At 63.0% G+C, this 14,273-nt stretch carries 11 protein-coding genes and 2 riboswitches; of the genes, 7 read left to right on the top strand and 4 right to left on the bottom strand.

Going from position 1 to position 14,273, the window contains the following annotated elements:
• A partial coding sequence (locus tag I6E42_RS11965) for a non-ribosomal peptide synthetase (protein ID WP_235372244.1) occupies positions 1–2,811 on the bottom strand: 2,811 nt, incomplete at its 3' end.
• Between the two features lie 301 nt (positions 2,812–3,112).
• Here I6E42_RS11965 and I6E42_RS11960 point away from each other — a divergent pair.
• The 4 genes from I6E42_RS11960 (at position 3,113) to I6E42_RS11945 (ending at position 6,327) form a co-directional block, all read left to right on the top strand.
• Positions 3,113–3,838, top strand: coding sequence for an NAD-dependent protein deacylase (locus I6E42_RS11960; protein WP_235372243.1), 726 nt, complete (start codon positions 3,113–3,115; stop codon positions 3,836–3,838).
• 5 nt (positions 3,839–3,843) lie between these two features.
• Complete coding sequence (locus I6E42_RS11955; RefSeq protein ID WP_235372242.1) at positions 3,844–5,100, top strand: zinc ribbon domain-containing protein; 1,257 nt, start codon at positions 3,844–3,846, stop codon at positions 5,098–5,100.
• A gap of 308 nt (positions 5,101–5,408) precedes the next feature.
• Positions 5,409–5,990, top strand: a complete 582-nt coding sequence (locus tag I6E42_RS11950) for an HdeD family acid-resistance protein (protein WP_235372241.1) — start codon at positions 5,409–5,411, stop codon at positions 5,988–5,990.
• Positions 5,980–6,327, top strand: coding sequence for a Smr/MutS family protein (locus I6E42_RS11945; RefSeq protein ID WP_235372240.1), 348 nt, complete (start codon positions 5,980–5,982; stop codon positions 6,325–6,327). The genes I6E42_RS11950 and I6E42_RS11945 overlap by 11 nt, the downstream gene beginning before the upstream one ends.
• On the opposite strand, the gene I6E42_RS11940 is transcribed toward I6E42_RS11945, so the two are convergent.
• Positions 6,314–6,478, bottom strand: a complete 165-nt coding sequence (locus tag I6E42_RS11940) for a hypothetical protein (protein ID WP_235372239.1) — start codon at positions 6,476–6,478, stop codon at positions 6,314–6,316. The genes I6E42_RS11945 and I6E42_RS11940 overlap by 14 nt on opposite strands.
• Positions 6,468–6,551, top strand: a riboswitch (glycine riboswitch). It overlaps the preceding gene by 11 nt.
• 3 nt (positions 6,552–6,554) lie before the next feature.
• Positions 6,555–6,639, top strand: a riboswitch (glycine riboswitch).
• Between the two features lie 143 nt (positions 6,640–6,782).
• Here I6E42_RS11940 and I6E42_RS11935 point away from each other — a divergent pair.
• Entirely contained in the window at positions 6,783–8,207 is a 1,425-nt protein-coding gene (locus tag I6E42_RS11935) for an alanine/glycine:cation symporter family protein (RefSeq protein ID WP_235372238.1), read from the top strand.
• Between the two features lie 56 nt (positions 8,208–8,263).
• Here I6E42_RS11935 and I6E42_RS11930 read toward each other — a convergent pair whose 3' ends face one another.
• Positions 8,264–9,589 carry a CCA tRNA nucleotidyltransferase gene (locus I6E42_RS11930; protein WP_235372237.1) on the bottom strand — a complete coding sequence of 442 codons (1,326 nt, stop codon included), beginning with the start codon at positions 9,587–9,589 and terminating at the stop codon, positions 8,264–8,266.
• Between the two features lie 838 nt (positions 9,590–10,427).
• Here I6E42_RS11930 and I6E42_RS11925 point away from each other — a divergent pair.
• On the top strand, positions 10,428–11,588 hold the full coding sequence (locus I6E42_RS11925) for a polysaccharide deacetylase family protein (protein WP_235372236.1): 1,161 nt from the start codon (positions 10,428–10,430) through the stop codon (positions 11,586–11,588).
• Positions 11,585–11,905, top strand: coding sequence for a hypothetical protein (locus I6E42_RS11920; protein WP_235372235.1), 321 nt, complete (start codon positions 11,585–11,587; stop codon positions 11,903–11,905). The genes I6E42_RS11925 and I6E42_RS11920 overlap by 4 nt, the downstream gene beginning before the upstream one ends.
• Before the next feature lie 39 nt (positions 11,906–11,944).
• Here the strand turns inward: I6E42_RS11920 and I6E42_RS11915 are convergent, their stop codons facing one another.
• Positions 11,945–13,792 carry a heavy metal translocating P-type ATPase gene (locus I6E42_RS11915; protein WP_235372234.1) on the bottom strand — a complete coding sequence of 616 codons (1,848 nt, stop codon included), beginning with the start codon at positions 13,790–13,792 and terminating at the stop codon, positions 11,945–11,947.
• Positions 13,793–14,273: the final 481 nt, after the last annotated feature.

Below are 14,273 nucleotides of genomic sequence, written 5' to 3'. Positions count from 1 at the left end.
GTCCACCTTGCCGTTGGGGGTGAGGGGGATGGCCTCCAACCGGAGCATGGCGGAGGGGATCATGTAGTGGGGCAGGTAGGAGGCGCACAGGGAGAGCAGCTCCTCCTCCGCCACCGGGGCCTCGGCGGTGTAGAAGGCCACCAGCACGTCCTGGCCGCTATGGCGCTGGACGGCGGCGGCGGCCTGGCGGACCTGGGGGTGCCGGACCAGACAGGCGGACACCTCCTGGGGCTCGATCCGCAGGCCCCGCAGTTTTACCTGCCGGTCGGAGCGTCCTCCCAGGACGATCTCTCCCTCCGGGGTCCAGCAGGCGATGTCCCCGGTGCGGTAGAGCCGGTCGCCCAGCTCAAAGGGGCTGTCGGAGAAGCTCTGAGCGGTGAGCTCAGGGGCGTTCCGGTAACCCCGTCCCACGCAGGCGCCGCCCACATACAGGTTGCCGTATACGCCGATGGGCAGGGGATTGCCCCAGTTGTCCAGAATGTACAGCTTGCAGTTGGCCATAGGGGCCCCCGCTGTGATGACGGGGGAGCCGTTGAGCAGCTTCAGACTGACAGCCACTGTGGCCTCGGAGGGGCCGTACTGGTTGTAGATCCGGGCACGGGTGTCCAGCTGGAGCCGCTGGAGCAGGTCGCTGGGGAAGGCCTCACCGCCGCATACCACGCTCTCGATCCGGGCCATGGCCGCCTTGAAGGCGGGGTCCCGGAGGAAAGCGGACAGGCGGGAGGGGGTGGTGGACAAAAAGCCCGCGCCGAAGCCGGTGATGAGTCCGGCCAGCGCCCGGGGGGACTCCAGCTCCTCGTCCCGGGGCAGGAGGATGGTGCGGCCGTTGAGGAGGGCGGCGGCGCTCTCCAGAAGGAAGGCGTCAAAGCCCACGCTGCATACCGACAGAACGGCCCCTTTGCCGTAGACCGGCTCCATGGCGCAGGCCAGGTTCAGCAGGGAACGGCGGCCGATCTCCACCCCCTTGGGGGCGCCGGTGGAGCCGGAGGTGTATACCACATAGGCCAGCCCGTCGGCCAGGTCGTCGGCGGGGGTGGGCTCCCCCTGTTGGGGCAGACGGTCCACATCCACCACCGGAAGCAGGTCGGAGAGGGCCCCGCCCAGCTCCGGGCGGGTGATGAGGGCGGACGCGCCGCTCTGACGTAAAATCTCACGGATCCGGTTCTCCGGCTGGTTTGGGGCCAGGAGGAGGAAAGCGCCTCCCGCCCGGAGAATGCCCATCATGGACCAGAACAGCTCCGGGGTCCGGGGGAGCAGGACGGCCACCAGGGTGTCCGGGGCGGCGCAGAAGGGGGTCAGGGCGGCGTGGACCCTGGCCGCGCGCTCCTCCAGCTGCTGGTAGGTGGTGCGCTCCCCCTTCCAGATCAGGGCGGCCCGGGCGGCGTGCTGCCGGGCCAGGCGGTGGAAGCGGCTGTACAGGCTGGTCTCGAAAATAGGCCGGGCGGAACGGTTGAAGGTGTAGAGCACCCGCTCCCGCTCCGAGGGGCTGAGGATGGCAAGCTGGCGGATGGGGCGGTCGGGGGCGGACAGGGCCTCCCGCAGGATATTCACCAGGCAGGAGTGGAGGATCTCGATCTCCCGGGCGGAGAAGAACTGGGTCAGATAGTCGTAATCCACCGAGTAGCGGCGGTTGTCCTCCAGATTGCTCAGGTGGATGCACAGCTGCTCCATCTGGTAGCCGCTGTAATGCCAGCGCCCGGAGAACATGACGGTGGCGTCCCGGCTCTCCAGAAGCTGGCTGTTCTGATAGGAGAAGGCGATATGGAACAGGCGCTCCGACACCCCCTGTCCCTCCTCGGCCAGCTTCTGGATGTGGCTGAAGGGGAAGCGCTGGTGGCGCAGCATGTTGAACCATTCCTCGTTCAGGTGGTCGTTGAACTCGTTCAGGCTCCAATCGCCGGATATTTCACTGAAAAAGGGGAGGGTACTGACAAACATGCCGCTGGTCTGCTTGGCGGCGAAGTTGATCCGGTTGAAAATGGGCACGCCGAGGGTAAAGCGGTCGGCGCCACCAATGCGTTTGAAGTAAATGGCCAGGGCCATGTAAAACACGGAGAAGGGGGCCACCCGGTGGCTCATGCAGAAGGAGTAGATGTCGTTGTTCAGGTCCTGGGGCAGGGGGAAGGTGCGCCGGCGGCCCACCGGGCTGACGGCGGCCCCGCGAACGGCTTTGAGCATGGAGGGCTCTCCCGCCTGGGAGAGGACCCGGCTCCAGTAGTCCCGGTCCCGGCCGTAGGCCGAGGAGGATAGGTAGGCCTTCTCCTCCTCCAGGTGGCTCCGGTAGCTGGGGATGGGGTCCAGGTGGGGCTCCCGGCCAGACAGCAGGTCCAGGTAGATCTGTCCGATGCGGTTGCACAGCAGCACCTGGGTCCAGCCGTCGGAGATCAGGTGGTGCATCTTGATGACCAGACCGCCGGAGTTTTCCCCGGTGCGCAGCAGCACAAAGCGGTAGAGGGGGGCGTCGATCAGGGTCATGATCTCCCGGGTGAAGGCCTCCTCCCAGCTCTCGATGCCCTCCTGGCTGGTCTGGGAGAAGTCATAAATGGGGGCCTGCTCCTGGTGGTAGGGGACCTGGTACTGGACAGGGGTCCGGTCAAGAAGGGCGATCCGGGTGCGCAGGGAGCCGTCTGCCTCCAGCACCAGGTCGATGGCCCGCTGGAGGGCGGAGAAGTCTACCCGGCCCTGGATGCGGAGGGTGGTGCAGATATTGTTGATGGAGGTATCCGGACAGGCACGCTCCACATCCCAGATATTCTGTTGGCTGAGGGAGAGGGGATATGTGTCGTAGGTCCCCAGGTAAAGATCGCCCAAGAAAATGACCACCCTTCTGTGGTTGATGGAGCCCAATGGTCCGTCTCCGGCAGAGACGCAATAATTCATCTTTTAATATACCACACTTTTCGACATTTGCCTACCAAAATAAGAAATTTTAGACAAAGAATTTTGAGATACAAATATTAATATTTTACCATTTATGAGCAAAAAGAAGAAACTGAGACGGGATGCGGATTGCATGGCGGGAGGGAAAATGGTATAATGACAGCAAAATCGTGCCGGGATTCTCCACAAAAAGAAGGCCCGGGACACAGGAAGCGGGAAAGGAGACTGTGCCATGGAGGATCAGATCAATACCTTACAGCAATGGATCGACGACAGCCGGAATATCGTATTCTTCGGGGGAGCGGGCGTCAGCACCGAGAGCGGCATCCCGGATTTTCGGAGCGTGGACGGATTGTACCACCAGAAATACGATTGGCCCCCGGAGGAGATCCTCAGCCGCAGCTTTTTTGACGTCCGGCCGGAGGAGTTCTACCGCTTTTACCGGGACAAGATGCTGTGCCTGGATGCCTGTCCCAACGCCGCCCACAAGAAGCTGGCGGAACTGGAGGCGGCGGGGAAGCTGCGCGGCGTGGTCACCCAGAACATCGACGGCCTGCACCAGCTGGCCGGCTCCAAGCGGGTGTGGGAGCTCCACGGCTCGGTCCACCGCAACTACTGTATGAAGTGCAAAAAGTTTTACCCGGTGAAGTTCATCAAGGACAGCGCCGGCGTGCCCCGCTGTTCCTGCGGGGGGATCGTGAAGCCCGACGTGGTGCTCTATGAGGAGTCGCTGAACAGCAAGGTGCTGGAGGGCGCCCTGGAGGACATTCAGAGCGCCGATATGCTCATCATCGGCGGCACCTCTCTGGCGGTGTACCCGGCGGCCAGCCTGGTCCGCTATTACCGGGGGAAGCGGCTGGTCCTGATCAACAAGAGCCCCACCCCCTACGACTCCCACGCCGACCTGCTGTTGGCGGCTCCCATCGGCCAGGTGCTGGGGCAGATCCAGGTGCGGTAAGGAAGATGAAGAACAGCCGTCTCTTTCAGATCCTGTACCTGCTGGTGGAGAAGCGGGCCGTCACCGCCCGGGAACTGGCCGAACGGCTGGAGGTGTCCGAGCGGACCATCTACCGTGATGTGGACGCCCTGTCCGCCGCCGGTATCCCCGTCTACACCCAGAAGGGCCAGGGGGGCGGCATCCGGCTCATGGACCAGTTCGTGCTGGACCGGGCCCTGCTGTCCGGGCCCCAGCAGGACGAGCTGCTCTTTGCCCTTCAGGCGGTGCTGGCCACAGGCGGAGCGGAGGCGGAGGACACGCTGGCCCGGCTGTCCGCCCTGTTCCGCCGGGAGGGGAGCGACTGGCTGGAGGTGGACTTCACCGACTGGGGCAGCGGCGCCCGGGAGCGGAAAAATTTCGCGCTGGTCAAGCAGGCCGTCCTGGAGCGCCGGGTGCTGTCTTTTACCTACTACAGCTCCGCCGGGGCGCGTTCCCGCCGCCGGACCGAGCCCCACAAGCTGGTGTTTAAGTCGGGATGCTGGTATCTCCGGGCCTTCTGCCGGACCAGGGAGGACTGGCGCACCTTCCGGCTGGTGCGGATGGAGGACCTGTCGGCGGAGGCGGAGCATTTCCTTCCCCGCCCTGTCCCGCCGGAGATGGAACCCACTTCCGGGGAGGAATGCCGGGCCGTCCGCCTCCGGCTCCTGTTTCAGCCCCGGGCGGCCTACCGGGTCTGGGATTACTTTCACCCAAGCCGGGTGAAGAGACGGGACGACGGCTGTCTGCTGGTGGACTGCGCTTTTCCCGAGGACGGCTGGGTGCTGAGCTTTCTGCTGTCCTTCGGGGACCAGGTGGAGGTACTGTCTCCGGTCTACTGGCGGGAGCTGGTGCGGCGAAACGCAAAAAAAACAGCGGACCTCTATGAAACCAGACAGATCCTGTCAGGTTTGAGGGGCTATTCTGAGTATACAGGGGAGGGAGAGTGCCCTTCCCAACAAAAGGAGGTCAATCAAATGGAAGAACGGAACTTTTGCCAGAGCTGCGGGATGCCCCTGGACGCCCCGGAGAGCCGGGGGACGGAGGCGGACGGCGCCCTGAGCCGTGACTACTGCTGCTACTGCTACCAGGGCGGGGCGTTTACCGCGCCGGAGGCCGCCATGGAGGACATGATCGCCTTCAACTTGAAGTTCAACGAGGAAAACGGATACCCCATGGGACCCCAGGAGGAGGCGGAGCGGAACATGCGTGCCTGGTTCCCCACGCTGAAGCGCTGGAAGAAATGAACCGCGGCCCTGACGAAACATCGTCAGGGCCGTCCTTTTGCTGTGCCGCGCCGGTGCAAACCGGAATGAGCGGGAAACCGGAACCGGACCACTTGTGTGATGGCGTTATCCTGACGCGGCGGCCCCTTTGGGCCGCATGCCGGACCTGCCGTCTTTTCAAAGACAGTCTGAAAAATGAGTGATTGTATCGCTTTCGGGAGTGTGTTATACTAAATAAAAGACAAAACGGCCTGCAAGCCGCTTGTCAGATTTTGAAAACCAATGAGGCGGTCCGGAAGGACCGGTAAAACAGTAAGGTGGGTGTGAGTATGAAAACGATCCTCCATGAGCAGCGTATGAGCAGCATTGCGGCGGCACTGGTCACCATTCTGCTGGGCGTGGTCCTGATCTGGTGGCCGGACCGCTCAGTGAACTTCCTGTGTATGCTTCTGGGCGTGTCCATCTTTATCACCGGGATCATCTATATCCTGGGCTGGCTGGCTCGGCGGAGGGAGGGGGTCCCCGCTTTCTTCGTGCTGCCCGGAGTGATCCTGTGCGCCCTGGGTATCTGGCTCATGACCAGCCCGGCCTCAGTCATTAAACTGATCCAGTATATTTTCGGCGCCATCCTCATTTTCCACGGTGTGGTGGACCTCCAGGGCTCCGTGGCGCTGATGCGCCAGCGGTGGGGCCGCTGGTGGGTGGACCTGCTGCTGGCCCTGCTGACCGTGGCCCTGGGCGCGCTGATCCTGCTGAATCCCTTCGGCACCTTTGCCGCGCTGGTGGTCCTGATCGGCGCCGCCCTGATCTTCGACGGAGTCAGCGACCTGTGCATCATCTGGCGCCTGTCCCGGGCCTTCAAGGCGGCGGAGCGGGTGATCCAGGAGGAGGAGCAGGACCTTGAGCAGTGAACTGCGGGAGGTCAATCTGGAGCGGGGCATGCCGAGAGCGGACCAGGCCGTCAAGCAGCTGACCTTTGAGATCAGCCGCAGCCGCAGCTTGGGCTGCACCGCCCTGAAGATCATCCACGGATATGGCTCCTCAGGCACGGGAGGCCGCATCCGGGTGGAGGCCCGGAGCTATTTGGGCCGGCTGAAAGCCAGGGGAGAGATCCGGGATTTCATCCCCGGCGAGGACTTCTCCATTTTCAATTCCGCCGTTCTTGCCGCCTTCCGGCGGTGCGGCGAGCTGCGCCGGGACCGGGATCTGGAGCGCCACAACAACGGCGTCACAATTATCCTGCTCTGAGCAAATGCTGCAAAAGAAACGGCAGAACAGGGGCGTTTTTGTAAAAAAACATGAAATATGAAAAATCGGAAATTTCCACTTGCAATTCGTCCTTGCCGCGGGTATAATCGTCCCCATCAAGCGGACAACTGAACAGCCAGACGATGTCCACAGAGAAGCGGCCCTCCCTTGGGAGGACCCACCGACGGTGTAACGCTCTCAGGTACCAGGACTGTGGACGGATGGCACTCTGGAGACGCCCGCCGCGCGCGGGGGCCGAAGGTGCAAGTTCGGGGGAAACCCCGGATCAATCTCTCAGGCAAAAGGACAGAGCTTCCGTAAGTATCATGCTGTCAATGGGGACGAAAGAAACTGTTGGCAAGGAAGTCTTTTGATTTGTCAGGAGCGTGCGCCTTTGGGCCGCGCTCCTGTTTTGTTGATCCGGATGAAAGTGTTTGATAAGGGGAGACGGAAAGATGATCACAGACTTTTTGGTAACCATTGACGATTTAGTGTGGGGCGTCCCGCTGATCGTGCTGATCCTGGCCTGCGGCGTGTGGCTCACCGTCCGCACCGGGCTGCTCCAGGTGTTCCACCTGGGCAAGGCGCTGAAGTTCATGGTGCGCAACGAGGAGGACGGCCACGGCGAGGTGACCTCCTTCGGCGCCCTGTGCACCGCCCTGTCCGCCACCATCGGTACCGGCAACATCGTGGGCGTGGCCTCCGCCATCGCCGCCGGCGGCCCCGGCGCCCTGTTCTGGATGGAAGTCGCCGCCTTCTTCGGCATGGCTACCAAGTACGCCGAGGGTCTGCTGGCCGTTTTGTACCGGGACGTGGATGACAAGGGCCATGTGCTGGGCGGTCCCTTCTATTACATTGAAAAGGGTATGGGCAAGGGCTGGAAGTGGCTGGCCAAGTGCTTTGCCGTCTTTGGCACCCTGGCCGGCCTGCTGGGTATCGGTACCATCACCCAGATCAACGGCATCACTTCCGCCGCCCAGACCTTCTTTGACCCCAATAAGTCCGGCGCCCTGTTCACCCTGGGCTCCGGGGACAGCCAGGTGGTCATCACCGTGACCACCGTGGTGGTGGGCCTGCTGGTCACCGTCTGCGCCGCCCTGGTGGTCATCGGCGGCATCCAGCGCATCGCAAAGGTCTCCGAGATCATCGTTCCCTTTATGGCCATTATCTACGTGGCCTGCGGCGTGCTGATCCTGGTGTGCAACGTGAGCGCCATCCCCGGCGCCCTGTACCAGATCGTGGTGGGCGCCTTCAAGCCTGAGGCTGTGGCCGGCGGCATCGTGGGCGTCACCATCAAGGCGGCCATGCAGAAGGGCGTGGCCCGGGGCATCTTCTCCAACGAGGCCGGCCTGGGCTCCGCACCCATCGCCGCAGCCGCCGCCCAGACCAAGGAGCCTGTGCGCCAGGGCCTGGTCACCATGACCGGCACCTTCATTGACACCATCATCATCTGCACCATGACCGGCCTGTCCATCGTCATCACCGGCGCTTGGCAGCCCGAGCTGGGCTTGGAGGGCGCGGGCATCACCATCTACGCCTTCCAGAACGCCCTGCCCTTCCCGGAACAGGTCGGCGCTTTCCTGCTGATGCTGTGCCTGATGTTCTTTGCCTTCACCACCATTCTGGGCTGGGACTACTACGCCGAGCGCTGCCTGGAGTACCTGTCCGGCGGCAAGATGGGCCCCGTGAAGGTCTACCGCTGGCTGTATATCGCCGCTGTGTTCGTCGGTCCCTACCTGACCGTGAAGGCCGTGTGGACCATCGCCGACATCTTCAACGGCCTGATGGCTATTCCCAACATCATCGCCCTGCTGGCCCTGTCCGGCGTAGTGGCCAAGGAGACCAAGAGCTACTTCGACCGCAAGGCCCACCTGCTGTAATAAACCGATCAAAACAAAACCGCCCGTCCTCCGCAATTCAGGAGGACGGGCGGTTTTTATGGCGCCGAAAAGGTGTTCAGCTTTTCCAGCAGCAGGGCGCGGTCATTGGGCAAAGCGCCCTCCGCCACCTGCTCCAGCAGGCGGTTCAAAGCCCTCCCCACGGCGGGGCCGGACAGTCCGGCGGCCAGAGCGTCCCGGCCATTGACGGCCAGGTCCCGCAGAGTGAGACAGGGGCGGCGGGAGAGCAGCGCCCGGGCGGCCTGCTCCGTCCGCTCCAGCGCCTCCAGACCGCCGCTTTCCCGGGGGGCGCAGGCCAGGGCGTCCCCGCGCTTCAGCTCCAGCAGGTCGAAAAAGATGTCCTCGCCCAAACGGGACAGCCACCGGCCCGCCCACGTTTCCGTGGGCTCCACAGGCAGGTCGTGGCGGCTGACAAGGGTGACGGCCCGCTCCCGGGTGGCCCTGTCCAGCCGCAACCGCTCCAGGGCGCGGTCCGCCAGAGCGGCGCTCACTTTGGGATGGCCGTAAAAATGGCCCACACCCTGCTGGTCCAGAGAAAAGACGGCGGGCTTGCCCACATCGTGGAGAAGGGCGGCCAGCCGCAGGGCGGGCCGGGGAGGCACCTGCTCCATGGCTTTGACGCTGTGGGTGTAGACATCGTAGATGTGGTGGGGGTTCTTCTGATCAAAGCCCACCGCCGGGGCCAGCTCAGGGAGAATCTGGGTGATTACCTCCGGAAAATCCAACAGTACCTGTCCCGCCCCGGGGGAACAGAGCAGGCGGACAAATTCCGCGGAGATCCGCTCCCAGGCCACATGGACCAGCTGGGGAGCGTGGCGGCGGATGGCGGCGGCGGTGTCCGGATGGAGGGTGAAATTGAGCTGGGCGGCCAGACGCAGCCCCCGGAGGAGACGCAGGGCGTCCTCCTCAAAGCGGCGGTCCGGGTCCCCCACGCAGAGGACGATGTGGTTGCGGAGATCCGCCTGTCCGCCGAACAGGTCCACCAGTCCGCCGTTTTCCCAAGCCATGGCGTTGATGGTAAAGTCCCGGCGGGCCAGATCCTCCGCTAAATCGGAGGTGAACTCCACCCGGTCGGGGTGGCGGTGGTCGGAGTAGGCACCCTCCCGCCGGAAAGTGGTCACCTCCACCGGAAGACCGCCGGACAGGACGGTAACGGTGCCGTGCTTCAAGCCTGTCTCCACGCAGCGCAGCCCGGCACAGGCTATCTCCGTCTCTTGAGGCAGGGCGGAGGTGGCGGCGTCGTAGTCGTGGGGCGGGATGTCCAGCAGGCTGTCCCGGACGCAGCCGCCCACCAGCACCGCCCGGTAGCCCGCCGCCTCCAGCCGCCGGAGCACCTCCAGCGCTCTGGGGTCCCAATGAACCATCCGACATCCCTCCCATACGCGTTTTGATGCTTCTCATCTTACCAAAAGAAAAGAAAAATAACAAGGCGGAAGCGCAGAGCGCCCCCACCGTAAATTTTCGTTTATGGGGTTAGGAGATTTCGCCGCTGCGGCGGCGAGTTCCTTTTGCAGCGATGCAAAAGGAAGCAAAAGATCGCTGGGGGAAGGGCTGCGCGTGAAAACACTACGGCTGCGCCTTGTGTTTCCCTTGCCCATCCCCCGGACCCCCTGATACGGGAGAGCAGGCGGCCCTGCGTTGGTCCCAGGCAGCAAAATTTGAATGGACTCACACCGCCTTTTTGCTTCGCAAAATTCGGAGGTTTTACGGGGGATCAGCAATACAGCCCGCCTCGATACAGGCAAAACCTGTTCTTGATGCTTCTTACTCCCGTGGCCCGCCGTGGCCGCCCGGTGGGGGATGCCTCCGAATCAAGGTATGTGCAACGGGGCAGCGCAGCCAAGAATTACGCCGCACAGTTCGGAAACGCAGGCGCGGTATTCAGCGGCTGTCTGTATTCAAGTTTGATCCACCCAGGGCCGAAGGCCCGGATGGCGGGGTAGCAAAACCAGGGGATGTGCGCCGGACGTGAGGCAGACTTTTTTGTAGGACGCCCCTTGGGGTCCGGGGCCGAAGCCCCGGAGATTTTTTGGGTACTTTTGTATCTCTACAAAAGTACCTCGCCCGGGGGCGAAATATCTCCATCCCCCGTCCCGCCCGCAGGCGATAACTTAATACAAACTAAAATTTACCGCCCTTGTTCCTTTTATGATATTATGATATAATGATTCCCACAGCTAAAGTGCGGAAGGGGGTGCCGGAATGGAAAAAAAACACAGGCTTCTGATCAGACTGCTTACTGCGGTTTTTTGTTTGGCTCTTCTGCTCCCGCTCCCTGTGTCCGCCGCCGACCTTTACTTCACTTCCGTCAATGACAACCTGCTCCCCCTGACGCCTGACACCATGCCGGTCTGGTCCGGCAGTCAACTCTATGTGCCCTACACCATTTTCGACAGCAGCACCAACAGCGGCATCGACTTGGGCCTCTACTGCAGTTACAACCGGGACACCGGCTCTTTGGCGTTTATGTACAGTACGAGCAAGTTTCTGGTCTTCAATGTGAAAACAGGCACGTGCCGGGATGAACTGACCGGAGAGACTTACTCCGCCCGGGCCATCATGCGCAATGGCCGTCCCTACGTTCCCGTGAACACGGTGTGCAGCTTTTTCGGCCTGGAGTGGTCCTATACCTCCATCAGTCAGGGCTATCTGGTTCGGATCAAAAGCGACGCGGTGGTGTTGTCCGACGCCAAATTTATCGACGCAGCCAGCGGGCTGATCAACCGCCGGCTGCGGGAATACAACCAGAGCCTGAATCCCACGCCCGATCCCGCCGCACCCACCACACCCTCCGTCACGCCGCCGCAGAATGAGGATGACCCCTCCTCCGCCAGTGTGCGCACCTATCTGGCCTTTCTCTGCCAGGCCGGCGGGGAGCTGGACGGGGTCCTGGACGCGCTGGACAGTCAGGGGAAATACGCGCTCTTTTTGATGACCCCCCAGGCGCTGGAGGAAAACAGCGGCCTCGTCCGCCGTATTCTGGGCACCGGACACAGCATCGGTATTCTGGCGGAAGGGGACGATCCGCAGGCGACCCGCGCCCTGCTGGAGGCGGGCAACCAGATTCTGGAGCAGAACGCCCACATCCGGACCACGCTGGCCCGGGTCCCCAAGGACCAGCGCGCCCTTCTGGAGAGCGAGGGGTGGGTGTGCTGGAATGAGACGCTTTCCCTCTCGCCCACCGACACGGTGGGTGCCGGCACCTTCGCCTCCAACACCCTGCGCCGTCTGGAGGGCCGGACACGGACCACCTACCTGACCCTGCCGGGCACCGCCAACACGGGACGGGTGCTGACCTCCCTGCTGCGGCAGCTGGAAAACAATCATTTCGTGGTCAGCACCCCCTTGGAGACAAGATTATGAGAAATGTCGATTTAAAAACAGCCCGGAGCACTCCGGGACAGGAGAACATAACCGCCCGTCTGGTCCGCCACCTGGATGCCCGGCTGAGAGACTTCGGCCCCGGCGGCCCGGAGGTGCTGGAGGCTGACCAGAACGCGGGAGTGGTGACCGCCCGATTCCCAGGCCACGACACCGCCCGGGTGCTCGGCCGTTTGGAGGGGGAATACGGCGTCTCCGCCGGCCAGGAAAACGGTCTGGCGGTGTTCCGCCTCTCACCCGATGTCCCTTTCGAGGATCTGGACTATGTGTGGGGATGCCTGTTTGACCTTTTATCCTGACAGACAAAAAAGTGGACTGCCCGGCGGCAGTCCACTTTTTTAGCTTGCTTTCAGCATCCGGCTGGCGTTCAGGATGGCGATGACAGACACGCCCACATCGGCGAAAACGGCTATCCACATGTTGGCCAGGCCCACCGCCGACAGGGCAAGCACCAGAAACTTGACCCCAAGGGCGAAGACAATGTTCTGGCGGACGATGTTCAGCGTCTTCCGGGCGATGCCCACCGCCACGGGCAGCTTGGCCAGATCGTCGTCCATCAGGACAATGTCGGCGGCCTCGATGGCGGCGTCGGAACCCATGGCCCCCATGGCCACTCCGATGTCCGCCCGGGACAGTACGGGCGCGTCGTTGATCCCATCTCCCACGAAGACCAGCTGTTCTCCCGGCCTCTTTTCCGTCAGCAGGCGCTCCACCTGCTCCACCTTGTCTCCGGGCAGCAGCCCGGCGTGGACCTGGTCGATCCCCAGCTCCCGGCCCACAGCCTCGCCCACCGCCGGGGCGTCTCCGGTGAGCATCACCGTTTTCCGGATGCCGGCGGCTTTCAGAGCCTGCAAGGCCCGGGGGGAGGACTCCTTCACCTGGTCAGCCACCACGATGCAGCCGGCGTAGTGGTCCTCCAGCGCCACATGGATCACCGTGCCTGCCTGTGTCTCTGTCCCGTCACACCGGGCTCCCGCCAGATCCATCAGCTTGGCGTTGCCCGCCCAGACCGTGGCGCCGTCCACCACCGCTTTGACGCCGTGGCCGGCGATCTCCTCGGCGGAGGTGGCCCGTTCCGGGTCCAGCCCCTCGGGGGCGGCGGCCCGGATGGACTTGGAAATGGGATGGTCGCTGAACCGCTCAGCCAGGGCGGCCAGCGTGAGCAGCTCCTCCTCCGTCATTCCCACCGGGCGGACCTGGGTCACCGCGAAGGTCCCCCGGGTCAGGGTGCCTGTCTTGTCAAAGACCACGATCCCCGCATTGGCCAGGGCCTCCAGATAGTTGCCCCCCTTGACCAGGATGCCCTGCTTGGAGGCCCCCCCGATGCCGCCGAAAAAGCTGAGGGGAATGGAGATGACCAGCGCGCAGGGGCAGGATACCACCAGGAAGATCAGAGCCCGCTTCAGCCACATGGAGAAAGCCCCCATCCCCAGCAGGGGAGGCAGAGCGGCCAGCGCCAAAGCGGCGAAGACCACCGACGGGGTATAGTACCGGGCAAACTTGGTGATAAAGTTTTCCGCTTTCGCTTTTTTGGAGGCGGAATTTTCCACCAGCTCCAGGATCTTGGACACAGTGGACTCGCCAAAGGGCTTGCTTACCTTCACCCGGAGCAGACCGGTCAGGTTGACGCAGCCGCTGACCACATCCTGGCCCGGGACCACATCCCGGGGCATGGATTCCCCGGTGAGGGCGGCGGTGTCCAGAGAGGAGGTTCCCTCCGCCACCACGCCGTCCAAGGGCACCCGCTCCCCGGGCTTAATGACGATCAGGTCTCCCACCGACACCTCGTCCGGGTCCACCTGGATCAGCTGGCCCGCCCGCTCCACATTGGCGTAGTCGGGCCGGATGTCCATGAGGGCGGCGATGGACTGGCGGCTGCGGGCCACCGCTACGCTCTGGAACAGCTCGCCCACCTGGTAGAACAGCATGACCGCCACCGCCTCGGGGTATTCCCCGCAGCCAAAGGCGCCCACAGTGGCCACCGCCATGAGGAAGTTTTCGTCAAAAACCTGGCCGCTGCAGATATTGCGGACCGCCCGCCACAGCACATCCCAGCCGATGATGGCGTAGGGGACCAGGTAGCAGAACAGGCCCAGCCACCCCGTCACACCCGCCAGTTTGAACGCCAGAAACAGCACCGCGCTGGCCAGAATGCGCCAGAGCATCTTCTTTTGCTTTTTTGTCATCGGTCATCGCTCCTTTGAGTTCAGCAAAGGGGTAAGTTTTGGTTTATCGGCCCATGGAATCGAAACCCTATGTGATGTGGGGCAAGGACTCTGCCCTTGCCTTTGACGGACGTTATTCTGCGTTCAGGTAGGGCGGTCCCTTGGGGCCGCCACGGCAAGGGAACACGGAAACTGGAGCATCGCCTGCGGGCGGGACGGGGGAGTGGGGATGTTTCGCCCCCGGGCGAGGTGCTTTTGTAGAGATACAAAAGTACCCAAAAAATCTCCGGGGCTTCGGCCCCGGCCCCAAGGGGCGTCCTGCAAAAAAGTCTGCCTCACGTCCGGCGCACAAAGTCCGGTTTTGTTGCCTCTCCATCCGGGCCTTCGGCCCTGAGTGAAACGAATTTGGATAAGAACAGCCACCGGATGTCAGCGCCTGGGGCTCCGAATTGTGCGGCGTGGTTCCTGACTGTGCTGCCCCGCCCCGCTGTGCAAAACTAGA

It is taken from the genome of Pseudoflavonifractor phocaeensis (genome assembly GCF_021531815.1).
GTDB lineage: Bacteria > Bacillota > Clostridia > Oscillospirales > Oscillospiraceae > Lawsonibacter > Lawsonibacter phocaeensis_A.
The sequence above is the reverse complement of the archived record's forward strand: the minus strand, read 5'-3'. Positions and strand labels throughout refer to the sequence as shown.

What these genes read in the sequence shown, in the direction of transcription:
- I6E42_RS11960 (WP_235372243.1), top strand. Translation starts at nt 3,113, where the DNA reads ATGGAGGATCAGATCAATACCTTACAGCAATGGATCGACGACAGCCGG.
- I6E42_RS11955 (WP_235372242.1), top strand. Translation starts at nt 3,844, where the DNA reads ATGAAGAACAGCCGTCTCTTTCAGATCCTGTACCTGCTGGTGGAGAAG.
- I6E42_RS11950 (WP_235372241.1), top strand. Translation starts at nt 5,409, where the DNA reads ATGAAAACGATCCTCCATGAGCAGCGTATGAGCAGCATTGCGGCGGCA.
- I6E42_RS11935 (WP_235372238.1), top strand. Translation starts at nt 6,783, where the DNA reads ATGATCACAGACTTTTTGGTAACCATTGACGATTTAGTGTGGGGCGTC.
- I6E42_RS11930 (WP_235372237.1), bottom strand. Translation starts at nt 9,589, where the DNA reads ATGGTTCATTGGGACCCCAGAGCGCTGGAGGTGCTCCGGCGGCTGGAG.
- I6E42_RS11925 (WP_235372236.1), top strand. Translation starts at nt 10,428, where the DNA reads ATGGAAAAAAAACACAGGCTTCTGATCAGACTGCTTACTGCGGTTTTT.
- I6E42_RS11920 (WP_235372235.1), top strand. Translation starts at nt 11,585, where the DNA reads ATGAGAAATGTCGATTTAAAAACAGCCCGGAGCACTCCGGGACAGGAG.
- I6E42_RS11915 (WP_235372234.1), bottom strand. Translation starts at nt 13,792, where the DNA reads ATGACAAAAAAGCAAAAGAAGATGCTCTGGCGCATTCTGGCCAGCGCG.